The 20091-nt window shown below is 37.8% G+C and carries 24 protein-coding genes; 11 read left to right on the top strand and 13 right to left on the bottom strand.

Going from position 1 to position 20091, the window contains the following annotated elements:
• Positions 1 to 92 precede the first annotated feature (92 nt).
• From O0550_RS06410 to O0550_RS06425, 4 genes are all read left to right on the top strand, one after another.
• The gene (locus O0550_RS06410; RefSeq protein WP_258425860.1) at positions 93 to 692 is read left to right on the top strand and encodes a hypothetical protein; all 600 of its coding nucleotides are present in this window, start codon (positions 93 to 95) and stop codon (positions 690 to 692) included.
• Positions 693 to 1463, top strand: a complete 771-nt coding sequence (locus O0550_RS06415; RefSeq protein ID WP_258425861.1) for a DNRLRE domain-containing protein — start codon at positions 693 to 695, stop codon at positions 1461 to 1463.
• Complete coding sequence (locus tag O0550_RS06420; RefSeq protein WP_258425862.1) at positions 1406 to 1735, top strand: hypothetical protein; 330 nt, start codon at positions 1406 to 1408, stop codon at positions 1733 to 1735. The genes O0550_RS06415 and O0550_RS06420 overlap by 58 nt, the downstream gene beginning before the upstream one ends.
• Before the next feature lie 66 nt (positions 1736 to 1801).
• A complete protein-coding gene (locus O0550_RS06425) occupies positions 1802 to 2278 on the top strand; it encodes a hypothetical protein (RefSeq protein ID WP_258425863.1) in 477 nt (158 codons plus the stop codon).
• Positions 2279 to 2714: 436 nt separating this feature from the next.
• On the opposite strand, the gene O0550_RS06430 is transcribed toward O0550_RS06425, so the two are convergent.
• The 5 genes from O0550_RS06430 to O0550_RS06450 all read right to left on the bottom strand — a co-directional run bounded on the left by O0550_RS06430 (position 2715) and on the right by O0550_RS06450 (position 7075).
• Positions 2715 to 3704, bottom strand: a complete 990-nt coding sequence (locus tag O0550_RS06430; RefSeq protein WP_258425864.1) for a hypothetical protein — start codon at positions 3702 to 3704, stop codon at positions 2715 to 2717.
• Positions 3705 to 4361: 657 nt separating this feature from the next.
• Positions 4362 to 5063: a hypothetical protein gene (locus tag O0550_RS06435; RefSeq protein WP_096886771.1), complete on the bottom strand. Its 702-nt coding sequence runs from the start codon at positions 5061 to 5063 to the stop codon at positions 4362 to 4364.
• Positions 5064 to 5181: 118 nt separating this feature from the next.
• The gene (locus tag O0550_RS06440) at positions 5182 to 5382 is read right to left on the bottom strand and encodes an aspartyl-phosphate phosphatase Spo0E family protein (RefSeq protein WP_096886772.1); all 201 of its coding nucleotides are present in this window, start codon (positions 5380 to 5382) and stop codon (positions 5182 to 5184) included.
• Between the two features lie 256 nt (positions 5383 to 5638).
• On the bottom strand, positions 5639 to 5785 hold the full coding sequence (locus O0550_RS06445) for a hypothetical protein (protein ID WP_003340636.1): 147 nt from the start codon (positions 5783 to 5785) through the stop codon (positions 5639 to 5641).
• 15 nt (positions 5786 to 5800) lie between these two features.
• On the bottom strand, positions 5801 to 7075 hold the full coding sequence (locus O0550_RS06450) for a helix-turn-helix domain-containing protein (RefSeq protein WP_258425865.1): 1275 nt from the start codon (positions 7073 to 7075) through the stop codon (positions 5801 to 5803).
• Between the two features lie 468 nt (positions 7076 to 7543).
• Between O0550_RS06450 and O0550_RS06455 the strand changes: the two genes are divergently transcribed.
• From O0550_RS06455 to O0550_RS06475, 5 genes are all read left to right on the top strand, one after another.
• Positions 7544 to 8233: a peptidylprolyl isomerase gene (locus O0550_RS06455; RefSeq protein ID WP_276564925.1), complete on the top strand. Its 690-nt coding sequence runs from the start codon at positions 7544 to 7546 to the stop codon at positions 8231 to 8233.
• 641 nt (positions 8234 to 8874) lie between these two features.
• A complete protein-coding gene (locus O0550_RS06460) occupies positions 8875 to 9639 on the top strand; it encodes a cell wall hydrolase (RefSeq protein ID WP_258425866.1) in 765 nt (254 codons plus the stop codon).
• A 352-nt stretch (positions 9640 to 9991) separates the two neighbouring features.
• The gene (locus O0550_RS06465; protein WP_003340649.1) at positions 9992 to 10300 is read left to right on the top strand and encodes a DUF1811 family protein; all 309 of its coding nucleotides are present in this window, start codon (positions 9992 to 9994) and stop codon (positions 10298 to 10300) included.
• A 26-nt stretch (positions 10301 to 10326) separates the two neighbouring features.
• The gene (locus O0550_RS06470) at positions 10327 to 10776 is read left to right on the top strand and encodes a DUF441 domain-containing protein (protein ID WP_003340650.1); all 450 of its coding nucleotides are present in this window, start codon (positions 10327 to 10329) and stop codon (positions 10774 to 10776) included.
• 129 nt (positions 10777 to 10905) lie between these two features.
• Positions 10906 to 12024, top strand: a complete 1119-nt coding sequence (locus O0550_RS06475; protein ID WP_258425867.1) for a DUF2515 domain-containing protein — start codon at positions 10906 to 10908, stop codon at positions 12022 to 12024.
• Positions 12025 to 12164: 140 nt separating this feature from the next.
• On the opposite strand, the gene O0550_RS06480 is transcribed toward O0550_RS06475, so the two are convergent.
• The 6 genes from O0550_RS06480 to O0550_RS06505 all read right to left on the bottom strand — a co-directional run bounded on the left by O0550_RS06480 (position 12165) and on the right by O0550_RS06505 (position 16492).
• The gene (locus tag O0550_RS06480) at positions 12165 to 12329 is read right to left on the bottom strand and encodes a hypothetical protein (RefSeq protein ID WP_003335926.1); all 165 of its coding nucleotides are present in this window, start codon (positions 12327 to 12329) and stop codon (positions 12165 to 12167) included.
• Positions 12330 to 12334: 5 nt separating this feature from the next.
• Positions 12335 to 13183: a DUF1444 family protein gene (locus O0550_RS06485; protein WP_101668523.1), complete on the bottom strand. Its 849-nt coding sequence runs from the start codon at positions 13181 to 13183 to the stop codon at positions 12335 to 12337.
• Between the two features lie 60 nt (positions 13184 to 13243).
• Positions 13244 to 14401, bottom strand: a complete 1158-nt coding sequence (locus tag O0550_RS06490) for a DUF3900 domain-containing protein (RefSeq protein WP_003340655.1) — start codon at positions 14399 to 14401, stop codon at positions 13244 to 13246.
• Positions 14402 to 14692: 291 nt separating this feature from the next.
• Positions 14693 to 14848, bottom strand: coding sequence for a hypothetical protein (locus tag O0550_RS06495; RefSeq protein ID WP_003335923.1), 156 nt, complete (start codon positions 14846 to 14848; stop codon positions 14693 to 14695).
• Between the two features lie 101 nt (positions 14849 to 14949).
• The gene (locus O0550_RS06500) at positions 14950 to 16179 is read right to left on the bottom strand and encodes a DEAD/DEAH box helicase (protein ID WP_258425868.1); all 1230 of its coding nucleotides are present in this window, start codon (positions 16177 to 16179) and stop codon (positions 14950 to 14952) included.
• A 172-nt stretch (positions 16180 to 16351) separates the two neighbouring features.
• Complete coding sequence (locus tag O0550_RS06505; RefSeq protein ID WP_003340661.1) at positions 16352 to 16492, bottom strand: hypothetical protein; 141 nt, start codon at positions 16490 to 16492, stop codon at positions 16352 to 16354.
• A 192-nt stretch (positions 16493 to 16684) separates the two neighbouring features.
• On the opposite strand from O0550_RS06505, the gene O0550_RS06510 reads away from it, so the two are divergent.
• Entirely contained in the window at positions 16685 to 17761 is a 1077-nt protein-coding gene (locus O0550_RS06510; RefSeq protein WP_258425869.1) for a phosphodiester glycosidase family protein, read from the top strand.
• A 95-nt stretch (positions 17762 to 17856) separates the two neighbouring features.
• Positions 17857 to 18324, top strand: a complete 468-nt coding sequence (locus O0550_RS06515; protein WP_258425870.1) for a low molecular weight protein-tyrosine-phosphatase — start codon at positions 17857 to 17859, stop codon at positions 18322 to 18324.
• A 126-nt stretch (positions 18325 to 18450) separates the two neighbouring features.
• Here O0550_RS06515 and O0550_RS06520 read toward each other — a convergent pair whose 3' ends face one another.
• A complete protein-coding gene (locus O0550_RS06520) occupies positions 18451 to 19317 on the bottom strand; it encodes a HEPN domain-containing protein (RefSeq protein WP_003335916.1) in 867 nt (288 codons plus the stop codon).
• A 63-nt stretch (positions 19318 to 19380) separates the two neighbouring features.
• The gene (locus tag O0550_RS06525; RefSeq protein ID WP_022586242.1) at positions 19381 to 20064 is read right to left on the bottom strand and encodes a peptidylprolyl isomerase; all 684 of its coding nucleotides are present in this window, start codon (positions 20062 to 20064) and stop codon (positions 19381 to 19383) included.
• Between the last annotated feature and the right edge of the window lie 27 nt (positions 20065 to 20091).

A 20091-nucleotide genomic window follows, 5' to 3' on the forward strand; every position in this document is an offset into this window, starting at 1 on the left:
AGAAAACTTTATAGCTTTATTAAACAAAGACTAAGAATGTTAATATTTCTTCCTTTAGTTTACACTTATAAAATTATTTGGAGGTCAATACAATGTTATCTCACATTAATCTCTACTCTCCTGTACCACAAAGAGAGTTCATATGGTTGGCAGAATACATAGATGGTACTCATCTATCAGAATTTGATTTTAGTACAAAACAAGAAAATAATTTTTACTCGATAGACAAAAAAACTGTTGTTCGTTTTGGATTAATCGGTCATGGACATAAGCTTAACTATGAAGCATTTGGTGGTCATCTTAAATTAGGAAATGGACAAATTTATCTTGTTTATAAGGCTGGAGATAAAGAATACTTTTTAACAGGACAGAATGAGTTTTATCAAGATTTAATTACGTTTAAACGTGCTGAAGCAGAGATAAATTTGTTAAATAGCTCTGGAGAATTAAGCCCTATTATCACAGAATATGTGTTTGGATATAAACATAAATTGAAATTTGAAGATATTTCTTTTCATATAAAAGTATTGGTTGGATTATCTGAACAATCCCCTACCCTCACTCTTCGACTAGTTTCTGACAGAAATATTCAAGGAAGTCTTGAAATTAAGCTTAATGGGGAAACAGTAAGCGAGTCGATAGTAAACCTCACAAAAGAAACTAGTCAAGAATTTAGTTGGAAGATGAATTAAATGGCTACAGTTTTAATAGGAAGTGAAGAAAAAGAGTTTGATGTCGTTATCTATGTTGATGTAACAGGTGATGATGTTACTGGAGATGGTAGCAAAAATAAGCCATATAGACACATAGATAAAGCTTTTTCTGCTCTGCCTAAAACAGGAAAAGCTTGTATATATGCTTTGTCTAAAGGTGATTATGAACTGAGGAATGGGGTTCAAGGTGGGTTACATCCATCTATTGAATTAATATATGCAGCTCACCCTTTACATTTAGGGAGAGTTAATTTTTATCTTTATAAAATATCTTATAATGATCGGATAAAAATGGGCTTCTTAAATGAATTTATTGGTATTGTTTTTAAGGCAATGTCTTCATTGTTGAGTCAGTATTATGAGCGATTTGAAGCTGATGCCACCCTTAAATTGAGATTCTCAAATTGTGTTTTTGATGATCAGTCTCTCGGAGCGTCATTTCCAATTATCATATTCAACCCTAGTCAAAATACAGTCATTAACTGTTTCGAATTTGTAAATTGCATTTTCAAACAAAAAAGTTCTTGGAGTACAGAGCGTTTTCGTGGATTAGTTGAATTTGATTTATCTAAACTACCCAAAGAGAAAGAATTAAAGCGAGCCAAGTTAAAACTATACTGTGGATACTTAGATTCACCCATTAAACTTTCTTTGTTTGAAATTCTCGATGGTTGGCGAGAACATGACGTAACATGGAGCAATCAACTATTCAATTACAAACCAAAGAATCATCAACTCCCCCTATATTAGAAGTAGGGTTTTATAAGCTCATATCTAATTTAGCTTTAGGCAAGCTTCCAGCAACCTTGTCTATTCGTGCTAACGGTGAGGACATCCTAACAGATTCCATCAATGTAAACAGCAAATACAAAGCAAAAGACTTAGCTGCACAGGTATCCATTTTAAGAAAAGCAGTAGATACCGATTTAAGTTGCTCAATGGATGTAGTAGGCAAGAGAAGCAATACAATGTCTGATCATGTCTATTATGAAGAAGTTCAGAGAAGCTATAATTCCTACTGAACTTACTGTAAGACGATTAGATGATACATCTTACTAAGCTCTATAATAATCGAGAAAAAGTCACGTATGAGTCAGTTAGATGCTTCATTAACTGTACGTGTAGCTGAGCATCAACAGTTATTCTCTAATCTGAGCATTGAGAAAAAAGAACGATATAAGCAGCTACGTGCAATCATTAAAGTTGCTTATGTAAAGAGTTTACCAGCTACCTTGAGTATTGAGAAAAAGGAAAGAAATCGTGATCTTGCATGTTCATTAATTATTCGACAACGAGAAAGTGATACACTCAGTGGCTCAGTTGTTATTCCATTAAGGAAGTTTTTCACCAGCCAAATGTTTGTTCGACATGTTAGAGATTTCCCTTGTAGTATTCAAGTTAACTCAGGATTTTTACATGCAGAAATCAAGGTTAGGGGATATCGGGATATACAAATTCCAGCTACTGTTACAGTAAGGGTAAGAAGGATTAGTGACATACATGCGAGGATTACGGTGAGGAATTTACAAAATGATGCAGATGCTGGTTATGTATTTATTTTGTAAGGTGGAACCAAAAAAGAAGTAGATCACCCTTGAGCCCGACAACTCAATGATCTACTTCATCTGTAAATGAGCCACCCCTTTGAAGGGATAGTCTTTGTACAAACCGTAGGTGCTATCAACACCTGCGGTCTTTTTTGAACCCAAGTCAGTATATTAGCTTTAGCATAACACATATTGGCAGAAATGCAATTCCAATGCTGATATTATTAGCTAAGTCTTTTGTTAGCTAGAAGTTTAGTTAGCTCTCTTAATACGTCTGTTAATTCAATCAACTGTAAATAAACCAATAAGAACAAAAGCACAGATGCAAACAAAAGAAATATTTTAAATTTCCCCATTTACTCCTCCTTGTTCCTTACTGTTTACGTTCATCGACATAAACACGCATAGAGTGCTTATACATATTTCCTTTATATATAACATTTGCTGTGAGATACTAATTTAGCTCAAACCACTTATCAGATTTAGGAGCAGAGATGGCTATTCCTGGTTGAATACTAACTTTGTCAGGTAAGCTTAATTTGTTCCAAGGAGTCTTAACATTCCATTTGACATCACCATCACTATAATTCCCATCTACAGTTAAGGAGATTTTCCCTCCAGTTTCAAAGCTCCAACTAATCCCCCAAGGTAAGCTTACAGTAAAAGAAGAGGAATCTTTATCAGTATCAGGGGAGAATTTTTTAAGTACATTTTTACCTGTTTGAAATGCTTTGAATTCAAAACTGTCATTCATTGCACTTCCTTTTACGGTATCTAGTTGGATGATGTTATCTACGTAAAAATAATCCGATTTTGAATTTTTACTTTTTATATCTTGGTATGCATCGTAACTCACATACATTTCAGATATTTTGTTACCATCTTTGTCCTTTACATAGCTTGTAAAGGTGTCGTCCCCTATAGCAGCAAAATCATTTAACTCATATGGGGAAAGTTTAACATCTTTATTTCGTTTTTGATACTGTTCTTGAAGAATCTCTTTGAGAAATTTATTGTTTAAAGCCGAGCTTCTATTGTACGTATTTTTATCATCAGATATAATATCAACCTTGGCATAATCAAGTTTAAATCGCTCCCCTTTTTTCTTAATAGCAATCACTTGATATTCATCTATTCCTTTTGCATTTTCCGACAATCCAAGCTCAAAAAAATTATCTAATTTGTGCAAATCAAGTTTATCACCATATACATAAATTGGTTTCTCATCCTCTACCATTGACTGAAATGCTTGTAGTAACTCTTTATCATGTAATAAATCATCCATGGATACTGCTGCGACATCTAAGTTTCCTGTATCAGATTCTACACTTTTGATAATAGGCACTGTGTCATAAGAAATTCTCTCCTTTGCTAAAGCAGGATTTATACATAGCGATGCTATTCCTAAACTCAAGAAAGAAGATAACACTTTTTTTGATAACAAGTCACTCAACTCCTCTTTTTGTTAGCATTTAAAAACGCCTTTAGTCACAAATCCATACTTTATACCTAGTTATCTTCAATGAATAGCTGAACAACGGCTATATAATTATTTCCCTACTGGGTTTCGAAAAGTTTTCCGTACAGCTTATTCACATGTTCGATAACTATTTTTTCCAATAAAAAAAATTTTCCCCTTTGAACGGATAGACTTGAATGGAGCATTTTTTAAATGCTTGGAATGTCGCGGTGTTCCTAAGCTTTCTGAGAGCATATGGGAACATCCCGTTTTATTTAAATTCCTTCTCTCGACATCTATCATCGTCCCAAACTAGCATCCCCAACTCCTTTTAGAAAAATCTGAAATTGAAGTGAGGGAAATAACAGTTCGAGGCGAATCACCTCTCACTAACCTTTTTTTAGGAAATTATGTTGTGCTTTTATCTTTAGTCTCCAGAACCCAAACCCGTAAAAAAATAATAACAAAAGCAAACTAACTAACCAGTATCTTGTGTCAATTGCATAGATTAAACCAGACAGAAGACCGCCATTTATTGGCTTGAATATCCATTTGTTTTTGAAGATATCGTAAAAAGTAGTGATAAGCATTAAACCAAATGCGATATAAATATAATTATTTGCCATGACGATCGCCTCTCTTTTATCTAGATTTCATCATAAAACCGCCACTGTATACTCTAAAAATAACACCATTTCCTTTATTTTTGTTAGAAACTAGGGAAGCCGCAGTTCCAGCAATAGCACTGCATAGTGCAGATGAAGCAGCAGGAAGAGGACCCATAAATAATGACAAAATTACAGAAGCTACAGCAGTAACTCCAGTGGCAACAATTAAAACATCAACAACTGCCCTAGTATCATCATCATTTGCGTAAAACCAGAGACCGACATCCCAATTAGGGTTATCATATATATAGGTTTGCTTTGATTTTCCTTGATATTTAGTTGAATCTTCATGCTCTGGAGGAATAGCAGACGGAGATAGTTCATTGGATGGCTTGTCGCTAATTACTCTTTCCTTTATTAATTTATTTGCTTGTCTAAATGTATCCTCCATTAATGCATAGGTTTCTGTTGGAATATTTTCTCTAGCCTTATCTGTAAAGTAGTACCCCTTATTACCTACAGAGTAATACTGCTTATAATCGTCCAATCCCTTAAAAAGTAGTTTTGCATCTTCAGATTCCATTATTTCATGAATTTTTTCAGCAGTTTCATTGGGCAAATTCAATTTATTTGTAGCTTGTTTAATATTGCTTGTGTGTGCAGAAGTAGGGACTGCAAAATACAATGAAGATGTGAAAATTGGCAAGGAGAGAGCAACAAAAATCGATTTTTTCAAAATAAATACACCTCTTTCAAAAATTATCGTATTTTTATGAATATCACAATAAACTTATTGGAGGTCTAGTTGTCAGTACTAACACGCTGAAACGTTCAAATCTTTTCCCTTCCAGTCATCAATTAATACCCTTTAATATTGAATAACCGATAGTTATTTTTTGATATGCAACAAGGTACTCATCTAGTTGCTGACTCAGTTGCAACACTGTTGGACTTGAAAATGAGCCTTCTTTGTAATACAACATCTCTAACTCTTGACGGAGGATTTCAATATTTTTTTGTAAGTCATTTCCTAGTTGAGAATTTTCTGTTTTCACATTCTGTAGATGAGTGGTAAAATGAGTTTGAGTAACATTTTTTGTTGCTCAAGGTGGGGGCGTTCCGATTGTCTGCAAACTAACGGGAACGCTCCTTTTAGTTGACATATCATATAGACTAAAGGTAGCACCTCCTTTCTTCCTCCTGAGTATTATTTTCCATCCCGTTCTAACTTTTCCTTTAAAATCCATTTACTTGAAACGTTTTACAAATTACGACAAAAGTTGATAAAAAAAAGAACACCAATTATTGGTGTTAATAGCCGGGATCATAATGATTCTGCTGTATACTGTAAAGTCCAATTTTTTTTGTGGTAGCATTACTATCGCTTGTAGGGGATTCTGTAGAAATAAAACAAATTATAGCCAAAGCCAACGTTAATATTGATATTAATTTTTTCATTTAAGCCTCTCCTTCCTAATTCATTTTATTGCTTGCAATCCCATTATATACCTTTTTTAACTTTTCGAACAATAATTCCGATTGAGAACGCAAGGAGTGATTTGAAAGTATTTCATTCATGCATTTTACAATTTCTTGATATGCATTAACCTCTCCATATGCTTTCAAACTTTCAGTGTAACTAATTATACCATCCTCGAATAAACCCATGCTTACTTGATAATTACCCTTGAACAAATAGTACCTACCAAGTGAAATTAGTTTATATGGTGTCGAGGTACTAAACAGTAAACTCTTTTCATTTGCGAATATCTCAGAAACAGAGTCTACATCTTTTAATTCAAAATATATTTCTAGTAGTTCATTAACTACATGTATCCGAGCGTGCTCGCTAATATTTTGTAGAGATTCTTTTAGTAACGGGATAGCTTGATCATACTCTTTCTTTTTCGATTTTACGATTGCGCTTTCTAGTTTTGTTGCTTCCGCAACAAAATTATGCTTAAACCCCTTAAAAATCTCTAGGTGTAATTCTACTGTGGAATAGTCGCCCAAATCAGAATATGAGTTAATCATAGCTAAATATGCTCTAGCCTTCAGCTCAGTATCTTTTTTTTCAAGAGTAATTCCAGCTTGACATAGTTCAATACATGTTTCGTATTTTTTTATAGCATATGCTTGAAGCGCCATTCTAAAATATAAAATGATCCGCTCCTCTTCAGTCAAAAAATCTGCATAGTGAACAACCTCTTCACCAATTTTAAATGATTCCTCCATATTTTTTAAATCTTGTCTTTCAATTAGGTATTTTTGTAATGACGATTTTGCTATGTACATGGGAATGCCGTGTATTCTTGCATATTTAATAATTGTATTGTATAGCGACAGTCTAATTTCATTGTTTACAGTTTTATTAGCAAGTTTATTTATATGTTCTAATAATGCAAATGTATCCTCCTTGGAATTTTCAAGAAATTTTATAGCAACCTTAGCCATCAAAGTAGGATTCGAAAGTTCAATGCATAATGATAAAAAATCATCAAAAACTTCAGCCCGATGTTCAACTTTGATATACCATTCAATGATTTGTTCGTATGGGATATCTAAAACATCTGCGATTGGCTTTACAGTTCTTAATTCTGGACGCTTTGTTTCATCATTTTCAATCTTCGATAAAACCCCTTTGCTAATTCCTGTCATTCTCCCTAATTCCGACAAACTCAAGCCCATATCTGCTCTTTTCCCTCTTATCAGTTCCCCCAATGTTGTGAAAGTTAGACTGTCAACCATGTCAATCCCCTTCCATAATTTATAAATAATTACATTGATTCCTTTATCAATCTTAACTTGACTCTAACTATATTGTATATTTTTGTAAATAACAATAAAAATTATTGGATTAAATAATTTTTATATTTTTTACAACAAGAAAGGTGGTTTTCTAAATTTAAAACCTTATAAATCTACTCCTATTCGCTGGAAAGGGAGTTAATTAATATGCACTTGCTTCATATAACTCTACGTTGAAAGGAACTTTTACCATATTCAGTAATCAAGTCTTAGAAGTAAAAATTGAGAATCTACACAGCATGACTGAAAATCCTCTTTTTTGATTTACATAGGGACTTAATAGTTTATATATTTATAACTTTCAAGCCAGTTATCAGCTTCATTTTGTGTATATTGAGATTTAGCTACCAACATTTCACCCCTCCATGGGTTGTCTGGTACAATGAAGAAAAAATAAGGAGGATCAGTATGAAACATCTACCGATCGCACTATTATTAGGCTTCGCTCTTCTCGTAACAGGCTGTGGGACAAAAACAGCTCCTGCTCCTGATCAACAACAAAATAACGCTGCTTCCGGGCAAACCGCTCCTTCCGACAAAAAAGAGGAAACCGCTAAAAAGCCTAGCAAACAATATGATAAGGCTCCTGAAATGAAGATTGATCCAAACAAAAATTATGAAGCCGTTGTAGAGACGAACAAAGGGTCATTTACCATCCAGTTGTTTGCAAAAGACGCTCCTAAAACCGTCAATAACTTTGTTTTCCTCGCAAACGATCATTTTTACGATGGTGTAACATTTCACCGCATCATCCAGAGCTTCATGATTCAAACTGGTGATCCAAAGGGAAATGGAACAGGCGGCCCTGGTTATTCCTTTGAAGATGAATTAAAGAATGGACACTCGTATGATAAAGGTGTTGTAGCAATGGCGAATGCGGGGCCAAATACCAATGGAAGCCAATTTTTCATTGGTTCTGGAAATGATGTAAAGAACTTGGAGGCTCGACCAGACTTTACAATATTCGGCAAAATAACAGCAGGTATGGACACCATCGACAAAATTGCCGCTACACCTGTCAAAGCAAATGCATTTGGTGAAAATAGTATGCCAACTGAAACCATTACCATACAAAAGATCACCGTTACAGAAAAATAAACATAAGGAAACCGCAAGCCCTTGGAATGCCTTTTGGCATGACTCAAGGGCTTTTTCCTTTTTCATCTATTTTTGCTACCTACATATACAGCGTCGTATACATCCCCATTCTTCCAGTTTATTTCATACGTTTCCAATGGGAATTAGAGGTATGATAGCCAATCTTCGGGTTCATTTGTGGCAAAGTGAACCATTTGTTCTCCTCCCTCCCCTGTCTATTTCTGCTTTTTTTGATCATGTTCAATTCTGTTTTCTAGCTGGCTAACTCATACTTTCCCACTCACCTCTGTTCCCTTCATTCCTTGTTCCATTGCGCTTTTATTCGACTGCACCTACTAAAAGCCTTCTCTTTCTCACTGCCTACTGTTCCCCCCACAAGAGAAAACTTCTTCCATTTCTATGTCCCTATGCGTTTTTTCATGCATTTCCTCCCAAAACGGTTTCCAATATCCTACTATTGTCCTAGTCTTTTGCCTACGACTAGAATGATTGAAGATCAAAAGACTCATCGGCATAAACTGAGGACAAAAAACAAAAGGGCGTTTACCTCTACGTCCTTTTCTATTACATGAAAAAATTGCCAAATTTGACGTGTGGTGAACTAGTCTAGCTCCCATTCGAACTTTAAAGGAGGCATTCTCTTGCAATCAATAAGGACATTACCTTTGATACGTATGGCTTTACACATTAGCCTTTTAGCAAGCGTTAGTGCTATTGCATTTTTCTTTACACCAGCCGGTGTAGCTGCTCCGGCCATCCAACCCGTGTCTGCAAACAAGATAGAAAAGCAAGCCGCTTCTTTGGCTTTTGCTCCTCAACAAAGTCCAGCAAACGTGGAAGTTGTAGAAGAGGTGCAATCAGACAGTAATCAGAAAAACATTCAGAAAACGCAAGCTAAGCTCCAAAAAGCAGGGCTATATCAGGGGCCGATTGACGGTCGGTCAAGTGAGCAATTAGGACAAGCAGTAGCTGCTTTTCAACGCTTAAAAGGTCTCCCGGTAACTGGACTACTTAATGAAGAAACCTTCGCCCGGTTACAAAAAAGTAATTCTATTTCCGCGGAAATAGACATGCTAGAACGTCTAGTTTATGCGGAAAGCCGTGGTGAGCCCTATGACGGAAAGGTTGCTGTAGCAGCCGTTGTATTAAATCGAGTGAAATCAGAGCAATTCCCTGATACGATAAAAGGCGTCATTTTTGCTCGTAATGCATTTAGCGTTATTCAAAATGGACGATTATCCAGTGCTAAAAACAAAGAAACTCAACTAGCTGTTCGAGATGCTTTATTTGGAGATGATCCTTCTCGTGGAGCCCTGTATTTTTACAATCCAGATATCTCTACTTCTAGGTGGATTTTTAGCCGGACAACAACTGTCGTGATTGATAATCATGTGTTTGCTGTTTAGGTAAATAGGAGCAACATGTGACATCAGATGATTTTATTTTTCTTTTATTTTACCTTTATTTCCAATTTATTTTTATTTGATATAGTAAGGCCTAATCAGTCGTTTCAAATTTGAGTTGGATTCTGAAGGCTTATTCTTCAGAGTACTTATCACATATTCGGTTATTCGGGTGAGAGCGGACAATCGATTTGTAAGTATTCCTTCTCAAAACCCCCATATTCTATGCACACATTCTATGACGAATGAGTGCTTTTTTTTTACCATTTTGGCTCACGCTTTTTCTTTTTTCTTGTTACAATAAAGAGTTAGAAAGATAAATTGAAGCAGGAGTCAAGTATAGGGGAGGCAGAATATGCGTTTATACAGCCAGTTTACCTTAGCAGAACTACAAGAGGAAATGGAAACACTTCGAAAACAAATTGATGAGAAAAAAAGACAAAACGATCAGGTAAGCATTGGCATTCTTGAACAAAAATTTTTCATGGCAAAATCCTATTATCTAGGTACCAAAGAATTCCGTATTGGGAAATGCTATAAGGTACACGGACAACAAGAGCCTTTTATCATCGAGTATTTTAATGGTGTCTTTGCGTGGGGAACCTTTCAACATGACAGAGAGGCAGAAGCCGTGGGTTTTCCAGTCGGCATGCTAGAAGAATAATTTACGGGGAAAGTGAGATTATCATCATGGACATCACCAGTTTACTTCTATTGTTATTGCTAGGATTGGCAATTGTAGGTAGTAATAATGCAGTAGCGATTGCTGTTTCTTTTTTACTGTTTGTGCGTTTATTACAATTAGAGCGTGTTTTTCCGTTTTTAGAACAAAACGGTTTGCATATTGGAATCATTATTTTAACAATTGGCGTCATGACTCCGCTTGCTAGTGGAAAAATTACACCGCAAATGATTTGGAGTACATTTACCCACTGGCAATCGTTATTAGCTGTAGCGGTGGGAATTTTTGTTGCTTACTTAGGGGGACGAGGTGCAGGCCTCATGTCAGCGAATCCTGTCATTGTTACAGGCTTATTAGTAGGAACAATTATTGGGGTATCACTATTTAAAGGGGTTCCTGTGGGACCATTAATCGCTGCTGGTATCGTTTCGATGTTATTTCAGGTTCTACCAAAATAAGCATAAAAACTAAGCCTCCATCCATACGGGTGAGAGGCTGTTTTTCTAGTTACTGCATTTGCTGCATGTTCTCCTGCAAACAGGATAGGCTAATAGGTATCTGTAAAAGAAAGGATTTTTTACACTGCCATGTCTGCTTTTTCAAAAATAGAACTCCTAGCAAGCATTCGTCATCAGGTAAAGGAAGCCAATGCCACAAATATTACCCGCACGAATGCTTATCACTCCTTTTATAAGGCTTATCCTGAGATAGATTGGGCTCTGTTAGCTCATCTGGTCTCACGTAACGGCGGTTGGCAAATGACCGATTTACACGGGGAATGGTTGCCCAAAATATTACCTCAGCAAGAAATAGAGGATTTTTTTATCTTTTTGGAGCGATGTAACTGGCTTATATTCCAAGATGCCTATCCCCAGCTATTACTATATGCAGCCATGCAGAAACATTCGCAGGATTTTTCAACATGGCTCCCTGAGCTTGGGGTTTCTGCATTTATGATTCCGATCTGGTCTCAATTTTGGCGTAGCATATCTCAATTCAAAGGAAAAGCATGGAGTCCTTTTGATCCATCTCTAAAAGATGAACGTAGACGACTTACCTGGGCTCTCATTATTAATGAGCAAAATTATATTCATCAGCGAGTCATTACCCATCCCCACTTTGTCACACATGTAGTAAAACGATTAGATTTTACCTTACCCGAAATGCTTTCCTTACAACAAGTCCTATTCCCTTACCAAATCTCGTGCAGCAATGCCTACGATAAAATGCTAGTGCTTAATCTAACACATTTTGAGAAGCTATCCAGCCGTATTCAGATCGGCAAAACCTTATATCATTATCTATTTGCGAATCCTGAACGTTTGAAGGCTATCTGTCGTTTTTGCGAAGAGGTTACGCATACAGGCTCAAGGGCTGATTATTGGCCCCATCGATTTACTTCTTCTAAAGAAAACATACGCAGCACCTCTGCCTTTGCCACTAATGAGCCCTCCCCAGCCTACAGTCCTTGTTTACAACAAGTATGGTTACCCGTTCGCCATAAGGATGCCGGGGGAATAGACTGGTTTTGTGACATGTCCTGGTACGATAAATTAGAAGAAGGGGAACTATTACCAGTAGAAGGAGAGTCTGAATATCAATCAGCATTGGATATGATCAAACAAGGCACTCATTGGTTTGCTCCGTTTTTGAAAATAAAGCAATGGCTACAATCCATTACAAAAGATCGTAATTTTTCAAAATAAATAAACCACATTCGTTCCCAAACGATAGCTATTTCACAAAAAAGGAGAGCAACCTGACGATAGGTTGCTCTCCTTGTGACAGAAGCCTTTATCTAAAAAAATGAGTAAAGCCTCTTGTCATCCCGCTGTATTGCTTTGGCCTATTTAGGCTGGGTCAATCCCAATTTTTTCGTGATGCTAATAAACGTCTTATAGGTTGCGTTCATTTCTTGTCCTGGCTTCAAGCTTTTTTTATAATCGCTATAATCAGCATATAAATCATCCATGCATTCTTCTAGTAGTTCTTTTTCAATTTTCGTTAGCATTTTTCTTATCCTTTCTGATTAGGACTGACGACTAGGTAGGTCTCTAATTCCCCTTGTTGATAGATGAAAGGTAACGGACATATGGGCACGTCACCTTTACTTGCGAAATGGTGTGTTACTTGAGCTAATAGTTGTGCGCCTTTATCATTTGCTAGATCGCCAATGATCATGACATCCTGGTGAGGAATAGCGGTTCCCAGTAGCTTTCCTTTCTTTTTCCCCTCAAATTCATGTAGGATGCCGGGCAATAAAATCCGACTCGCCGCATATCCGTCTTGTGCATTGAGAAAATAAAGCACATGCTCCCCTACCTGATCGCTTTTCATGGTATAAGGAGATGCCTCAAGATTATCCATCGCAAGGTCATGGAGCTTCTCCTGGGTCCATCCAGCTTGCTGCAGCATTTTCTCATCCAGTAGAATGTATCCATCCTCGCGATCTAATGCATAGGCAATTGTGGTTTCTGCTGTATGGGGATGGGTAATTAAGCTTTTTGCTCTAGGATGATCGAAGAAAGATGAATGGCGCAACACTGGATACACATTCTGTTCATTTCCCTCTAGCTTACTCGTATCTGTAGCTCCTTTTACCGCTGCCATGATATGCTGTACATAGCGATATAAAAGTTCACGACGGTTGTCAGGCTGAGCTTCCACCTGCTTATATAAGGCTTGTAGAGAAATAGAACGCTCATGGATCTCCTCTTTTATAACAGCTTGTAGCTTAATGTGCTCCCCGTCTAAAAGACAGCTCCAGCCCTCGGGTAATTCTTTCTCCAATAATTCTTTTACACGCTTCTGAATGGATTCACGGCCTTTTGGATTGTGTTGTTCTTGATCATGATTGTAGCTCATCTACTCACCTCTTTGTCTGATCGCTACTTTGACTTTGCATTGCCTATTAAAAAATCATTCCTACCAAGGTGGAGTATCATCTGAAGGTGCTAGTGCTGATGCTACTTCCATACTAGAGGTTTCTTCAGCGCTGTTTCCTTGGTATCCAGGATGAATGGCGGCTTCTTTAGCCCTTCTTTCAATGTCATCTACTAGCTCATGAAGAGATTTAGGCTTTAAAAATTCCACAGGAGAGAAGCCTTTCTCAAATTGCAGCACATCTCCCTCTAAGACAACAACATAACGGCCATTCACTTTGGCAATATTCATTTGTGTGCCATAATCGGACAGCATTGCTCTTACCTGTAGGTGATCCAATTTAAATTTCAGTTCGATCTCAGGTTGGTGCTCCGTAATGATGTTCATTGCTTCCATGACGGTTTCATGTTCCCATTTCTCAGCCAGCTCCCGTTTAGGACTCGCAGCTATTAGCTCGATTTCTTCTTCCTCCTGCTGACGCTGTGGTGAATCTTCTGGATAAGTATATTCAATATGCTGTTTTGCAAGCGAGATAACTTCTTGAGAGACAATCTCTGTGATCGTTCTTGGATACTCGATAAATTTGAGGAATTCTTCAAAATAGCGAGCATGGGAGAACTGATGAATTTTCACATGATAAATATCTACCATACCTTCTTCTTCCATGAAGGGGTACATAATTGATTTTATATTTTTTGCATTAATGGCCATTTCCACATTAGATATCAGGCTGTTTTCATCCGTGATCACCGCTGTTTTTTGCTCAAAATCACATTTTAACAGAAATAAGAATGAATCGTCGAGCTTGTCTAGCTTGGCTTTGACGATTATGAGTACGCCACCGCGAACCTGTGGTGTTTTGACATAGGATTGTAGGAGGTCTAGCGAATGCGATTTGATATCTTCCTTAGCTGTGGAATGCAGCAAACGTTTAAACAACCCATAATTCGGATTTGAATCTAGCGGATGTCCAGGCTCTAGGATAAACTGCCCCAATTTCGTTGCCGCCGCATCATGTAAGGGATTTTTTTCTACTTTTCGTTTCGCAATCTTGGTAAATTCTCCGTCAAGGAATGTTTTTAGTTCGCTTTGTTCATATTCATTATGGGAAAGAATTTTAGACATGCGTACCTGCTTCGTTCCCTCATCATCAATCTGCTCTAATACAAAAAAGGAAAGCCAATCGATACTAAAGTTCATAAAAATGTTTCTCCTTCTCTCTATTTCCCGCGTTCTAGCTATCAGAACTTGATTATAACAGATGATTTGCTTACATTGGAGATAAGGAGCAATTTTCATGAGTAGGTTAGTCCCCTAGGAGGAGAGAAAACATTGAGCAGTTTACCTTTTACTAGTATTATCTGGATCATTATTCTTGGGGTCAGTTTTTGTTTTTTATTCTATTTGCTATCTAAACGTCCAAAATAACCAGCTATAACCTTGCAGTAACGAAAAGAGCGGCTAAAAAAGCCGCTCTTTTTAACGTGGACCCTATTCGACAATCTCTTGTTGCTTTGCTTGTTCCATTAGCTCTTTTAATTCCTGAGCTTCTCTTTGCAATGTTTGGCGCTCCTGACTGGATAACCGCTCGCCACCAATCTGCCCATTTACCAAAAGCTTTTCTTCATACAGTCTGTTTTTACGCACAAGCCCTTCCCACCTTCCGTTAATAAGGAATGTTTGTACCCTACTAATGTGTCACAGTTAGAAGAGGCTTATGTACCTACAAAGAAAAACAAGCGCTCTTTTTAGAAACGTTTTCTTGAAGGACTGCGCTTACCTTGTGTACGATCTCCAGTAGAAGACTCACGCTGTTTCGCTTTCTGTCCTAAATTAGGCTTACGTGCCTCACCTGGATCAACCAAAGCCCCATGGGACATCGCTTTTTCTAGAATCGGAATTTGTTTTTGTTTAGAGAATTTTTGGATGATAAATCGTTGGTTAGGTAACACAATCGAAAAGACCAGTCCTGCCTTCCCCATACGTCCTGTTCTTCCGCTACGGTGAACATATGTATCGGCATCTGTAGCAGGATCATAGTGAATAACCAGCTCAACATCAGAAATATCAATACCGCGCGCGGCTACATCTGTTACGATTAATACAGGTAGTTTCCCTTCACGGAATTGCTGTAAGGCCCTTGCTCGATCCACTTTTGGCGTATCTCGATGAAGCAGTTCGCATTCTAGATGATGATACGTTAGCTTCTCTTTAATTTCATCAACCCGCTCGATGGTATTTAAGAAAACAAGTGTTTTTTTAGCATTGACCAAACGAATCAGACGACGAAGCGCATCCGCTTTTTTACGCCCTTCTTCTACTAAATAAAAATGAAGCACTTCATATTTACTCTCAGGAGCCTCTGTTGCAATGACTACCGGCTCGTGAGCCATGCTCTTTATTAAAGCTTGTGTTTGTTTAGATAATGTTGCAGAGAAAAACAAGCGTTGCGTATCACGCATTAAACGGCGCAATACATCCTGCACCGGATTAGCAAATCCGCGATCGAGCATGCGATCGGCCTCGTCGATTACTACACTTTTCACGGTATGCACTTTTAATTTGCGCATTTCTAACAGCTCTTTAACGCGCCCCGGTGTTCCGATAACAATAGCTGGATGGGTTTTTAGCTTGTCCAACTGGCGCTTCGCATCGACTCCACCAATCAGTGCGGCGGCATGCATTCCAATAGAAGCTAACAACTGTGTAGCCTCGCGATAAATCTGCATAACCAGCTCTTGCGTAGGTGCTAATACTAGTACTTGTAATTCTTTTTTTGTTTCATCTAAATTTTGGACAAGAGGCAATAAATATGCCATTGTTTTCCCTGATCCCGTAGGAGATTCAGCTATGACATCTTTTCCCTCTAGAATGACAGGTAAGGTTTGTGCTTGAATAGGAGTTAGCTTTTCATAGCCACGTTCCCTTAGAAATGTTACAATGGGACCTCGTGTAATTTGCATAAAATCGTTAGACACTGAAGAAATCCTCCTACAACCAAATAGTTCGTACAGATTAGCTTACCATTTTCTTAGCAAGAAGAAAACCCAAGGTATCAAATTCAATCTTTGCATCTCTCATCACCATCTATGTATGCAAAAGGCGATTTCTCAAAAAGAGTCATCGCCCTTACGTATCAGATTAGCCAGATTAGGAGTTAGAATCCACTCGTGTTTCGTGTTTTTCCATTTTATCATGGCGGTCTGTCTCACTATGCTGGTTATGAGTACCCGGTGGATTTTTTCTGTACTCTTCTACTTGTTCCTGAAATTCTTTATCAAATTCGCGCATAAACCTCACCTCCATATGTAGTTTACCCAGAATAAGAGAAAGCATGCTGATCGCTTCATTAGGGCCAATCCAATAAGTGCTGTTAATGGAATGCAAAAAGGTCGTAACCTTTTATCCACATGCGCGTCATATAAATGGAACTACCTCCTTACACCTAAAAATATCAGATTAAGCTAGATAGGAATGAGATACATGTCAGAGGCACCACTAACCCGTACTCGCAGTTCTAAAGATCAGCAACCCATGCGAAGATCAAAAAAGAGAAAAGCGAAACGAAAAAAGAAACTATTAGTAGGAAGTATTGTAACCTTCGTTGTACTAGTAGCCGGTTTTTATTTAACCCACGACTTACGGTTGTGGCTTGCTGGAACGTTGTTAACAACTCAACATTCCAGTTGGGCTAAATATACATTGGTAGGAGAAGACGCCCTTAATTCTCTTCGTGCGGAGATTAATAATCCCGAAGCGATTAACTCCGTTTCACCTACAGAGGTAACTACTCCGCCTGCAAAAGAAGAAGAAAAGCAAGAAGAAAAGTCTGTTCAAAAAGAGCTGACTGAAGTTGTTCCGGTAGAAAAATACTTCAATCCCGCTCATTACTTTAAAGGATACGTTATGAAGGTTTCTGATCCTAACCGAGTCCACTTAATTCAAACAACCGGTGCAAAAAAGAACCGGGGTAAACCACGCGGTGAATGGATTAGTGAATTCTCAGAACGAACGAATGCAATTGGTGGAGTCAATGCAAGCGGCTTTTATGACCCCAATTTTATGGGGTACGGCAGCCAAGCAGCTGGACTAGTGATCGTAGATGGAAAACTGCTTCAAGATTACAATCCATCCGGCGGGGACACCGTGCTTGGAATTGATTATAACGGCAAGCTAATCACAGGTCGTTATACCTCTAAAGAGCTGTTGAAGATGAATATTAGAGATGCTATGTCATTTCGACCTCAATTAGTGGTAAATGGAAAGAACCTTTTTGCTGGAAAAGATCCGATTAGCTGGGGAATCGCTCCCCGTACGGCTGTAGGCCAGATGGCTGATGGCACCATCTTGTTCATTGTGATTGATGGTCGTCAAAAGCACTCTATTGGGGCTAGCATGAAAGATATGGCTGATCTGCTCGAAGAATATGGCGCTGTAAATGGAATGGCTATGGACGGCGGTACTTCTTCTATGATGGTTGATAAAGGCAACGTTCTCACAAAATCCGCAAATGGCGACCCACGTGGTCGTTGGTTACCAAACGCATGGATGGTATACTAAGAATAGGCATGTGAGAAGGTTAAAACAAAAAACCTCGGCGAGCTTGATAGCCGAGGTTTTGCTTTGTACAAATTCAATATAAGGAGGTTTTTCATATGGTACGTGTGTTATTTGTTTGTCTAGGCAACATTTGTCGATCACCCATGGCAGAGGCAGTTTTTCGTCATCATGTACAACGCGCCGGACTAGAGCCATTCATTGAAATTGATTCAGCAGCGATTGGCAGTTGGCATGTTGGAAATCCTCCACATGAAGGGACTCAACTAGTATTAACGAAGCATAACATTCGTTTTGATACGATTGTTGCTAGACAAATTCGTTCTGCTGATTTTCAACAATTTGACTATATTGTATGCATGGATGATTCCAACGTAGAAAAATTGCGTACTTTTGCTCCAGATGCTAAAAATGTTACCAAACTGATGGATTATGCTTCCGCTTATAAGGAAACAGAAGTCGAAGATCCCTATTTTACAGGTAGATTTGATTATGTGTATGAGTTAGTCGAAGCAGGTTCGATTGGTTTAATCAATCATATTCGTAATAAATACCATTTATCTTAATAAAGCAAGCCTGTGTCATTATTCGTTTTGTTTATTTGCAAAAAAAGCAGCCACTCCTGGAAAAAAGAGTAGCTGCTTTTCTTATTTAGGAAGGATTCCCCTGCTATTTATCCACTTTATTTCATTCTAAGGCAAGACAATATGCTCAAAATAAGCAGGTGAAAACTCCTCCTTGTACGTTCTGCCTGTTAACACCAAATTGTCTAGTTGTTCCCTCAGCTTTTGTAGTTTGGTTTTTTCTAAAGCTAAATTAATAAGGGTAGCTCTGGCAATCTGACGTAATATCTGTATTTCTTCTTTGATTGTATTACCTAAATCCTTACCGCTATGAACCACTTCAGAACGATGGTTGTAGGAGCTTTTAATAAAATTGGCAATCCTAATCCTTTCTTCAGGTGTTTGCCCCAGATAATAAGCAATTCTTGTTCGTACCTTGTACGTAATCTCTCCCTTTTTACCATCTGGTACAAACAAGGACTCCAAAGCAATCCATAAATCTAATAACTCATCCTCCAACGATTTCTTTTCTAAAGCTAATAAATATCTACGATACGGAACGGTTGGAAACGAGATATCTGCATTCATGAGACGCTTGAACAATCCCTCTATTTGATCGGTATAGATAAACTTAGGACCATCTAATGAGCGTTTTACATAATTAATCCCATACCGATTTTCTTCCATTGTTAATAGATAAGGGATCGAACAAACCCCTTCGCCATTCGCCATGTTTAAGCGATTCTCTATTTCAGCTATAAAAGGACGATCCTCTTTTACTTTTAAGGTAGGATACTCTGCATAGAGAAACAATGAGTTTGGTTTTACCTTCTCTTCAAAATGAAGCCGATTCTCGTTCATCTGTGGACGCAAGCGCTCATGACAAATCTTATACAAGGGCTCAAAGCCGGATACCAGAAAGAAATCCTCACTAAGCTGTATACGAAGTGGTTTATCTGTTATGGTATTAAATACGGGTGCAATCAAGGTTGGCATGATGATCCCTCCATTCGCCACGGCTTTATAGGGTAAGACTCTTATAAAGGCTTCTGGCCGTTTTTACTTAGATGCTGATCCTTGTTCCTGACTCAAACGCTTAATGATATTTTCATTCTCAATCATATCCTCTTGCTTGTCCGCATACAACAATCCATAATGGGTTAGCATAGTAGAAATTTGATTATTATCCGTTAAAATGACATGCAGAACAGCTTTATTTTTGAAATCATAATACTCCAGAACTCTTCCTAGGTCGCGTGTTGGCGCTCCATATACCTTTTTGATATCCTCTAGAGTTAGTTGCTTTCCAGTCTCAAGATTTTTCATCAAATCTCCACGTTTTAACATCACTTGGGCAGCTACTAATGTAGGATTAGCCGTTTTGGTAAAATATAAGGGGTAGGCTTTATTCCATTTTGCCCCTGTTAGTGGGTTGATCTTGATAAAAGCTACTTCTTGCTCTACTTCTGGATTTGGTCCATTCTCTTCTTTTAAATTGGTACGAAAATTACTTTTAATGGTCTTTTTTTCTACAGCGGGACCATATATTTTTTCCATCTGGGCTAGTGTCGTTTTCCCAATCGTAGCTTGCTCTGTAAACTTGAGCTCAGCTGTGAGATCAATCTGATTAACCTTTATATCTTGGGCTTGTTCTGTAGGCGTAGTATTTGATTGATTTCCACTACAGCCTGTTACAAGTAATAAGCTAGCTAGCACTGCCATAAACATCGATCTTTTTTTCATGAAAATCTGTCCTCTCCTGTTTAACTA

This window comes from Brevibacillus halotolerans (genome assembly GCF_026891775.1).
In the GTDB taxonomy this organism is placed as follows: domain Bacteria; phylum Bacillota; class Bacilli; order Brevibacillales; family Brevibacillaceae; genus Brevibacillus_B; species Brevibacillus_B halotolerans.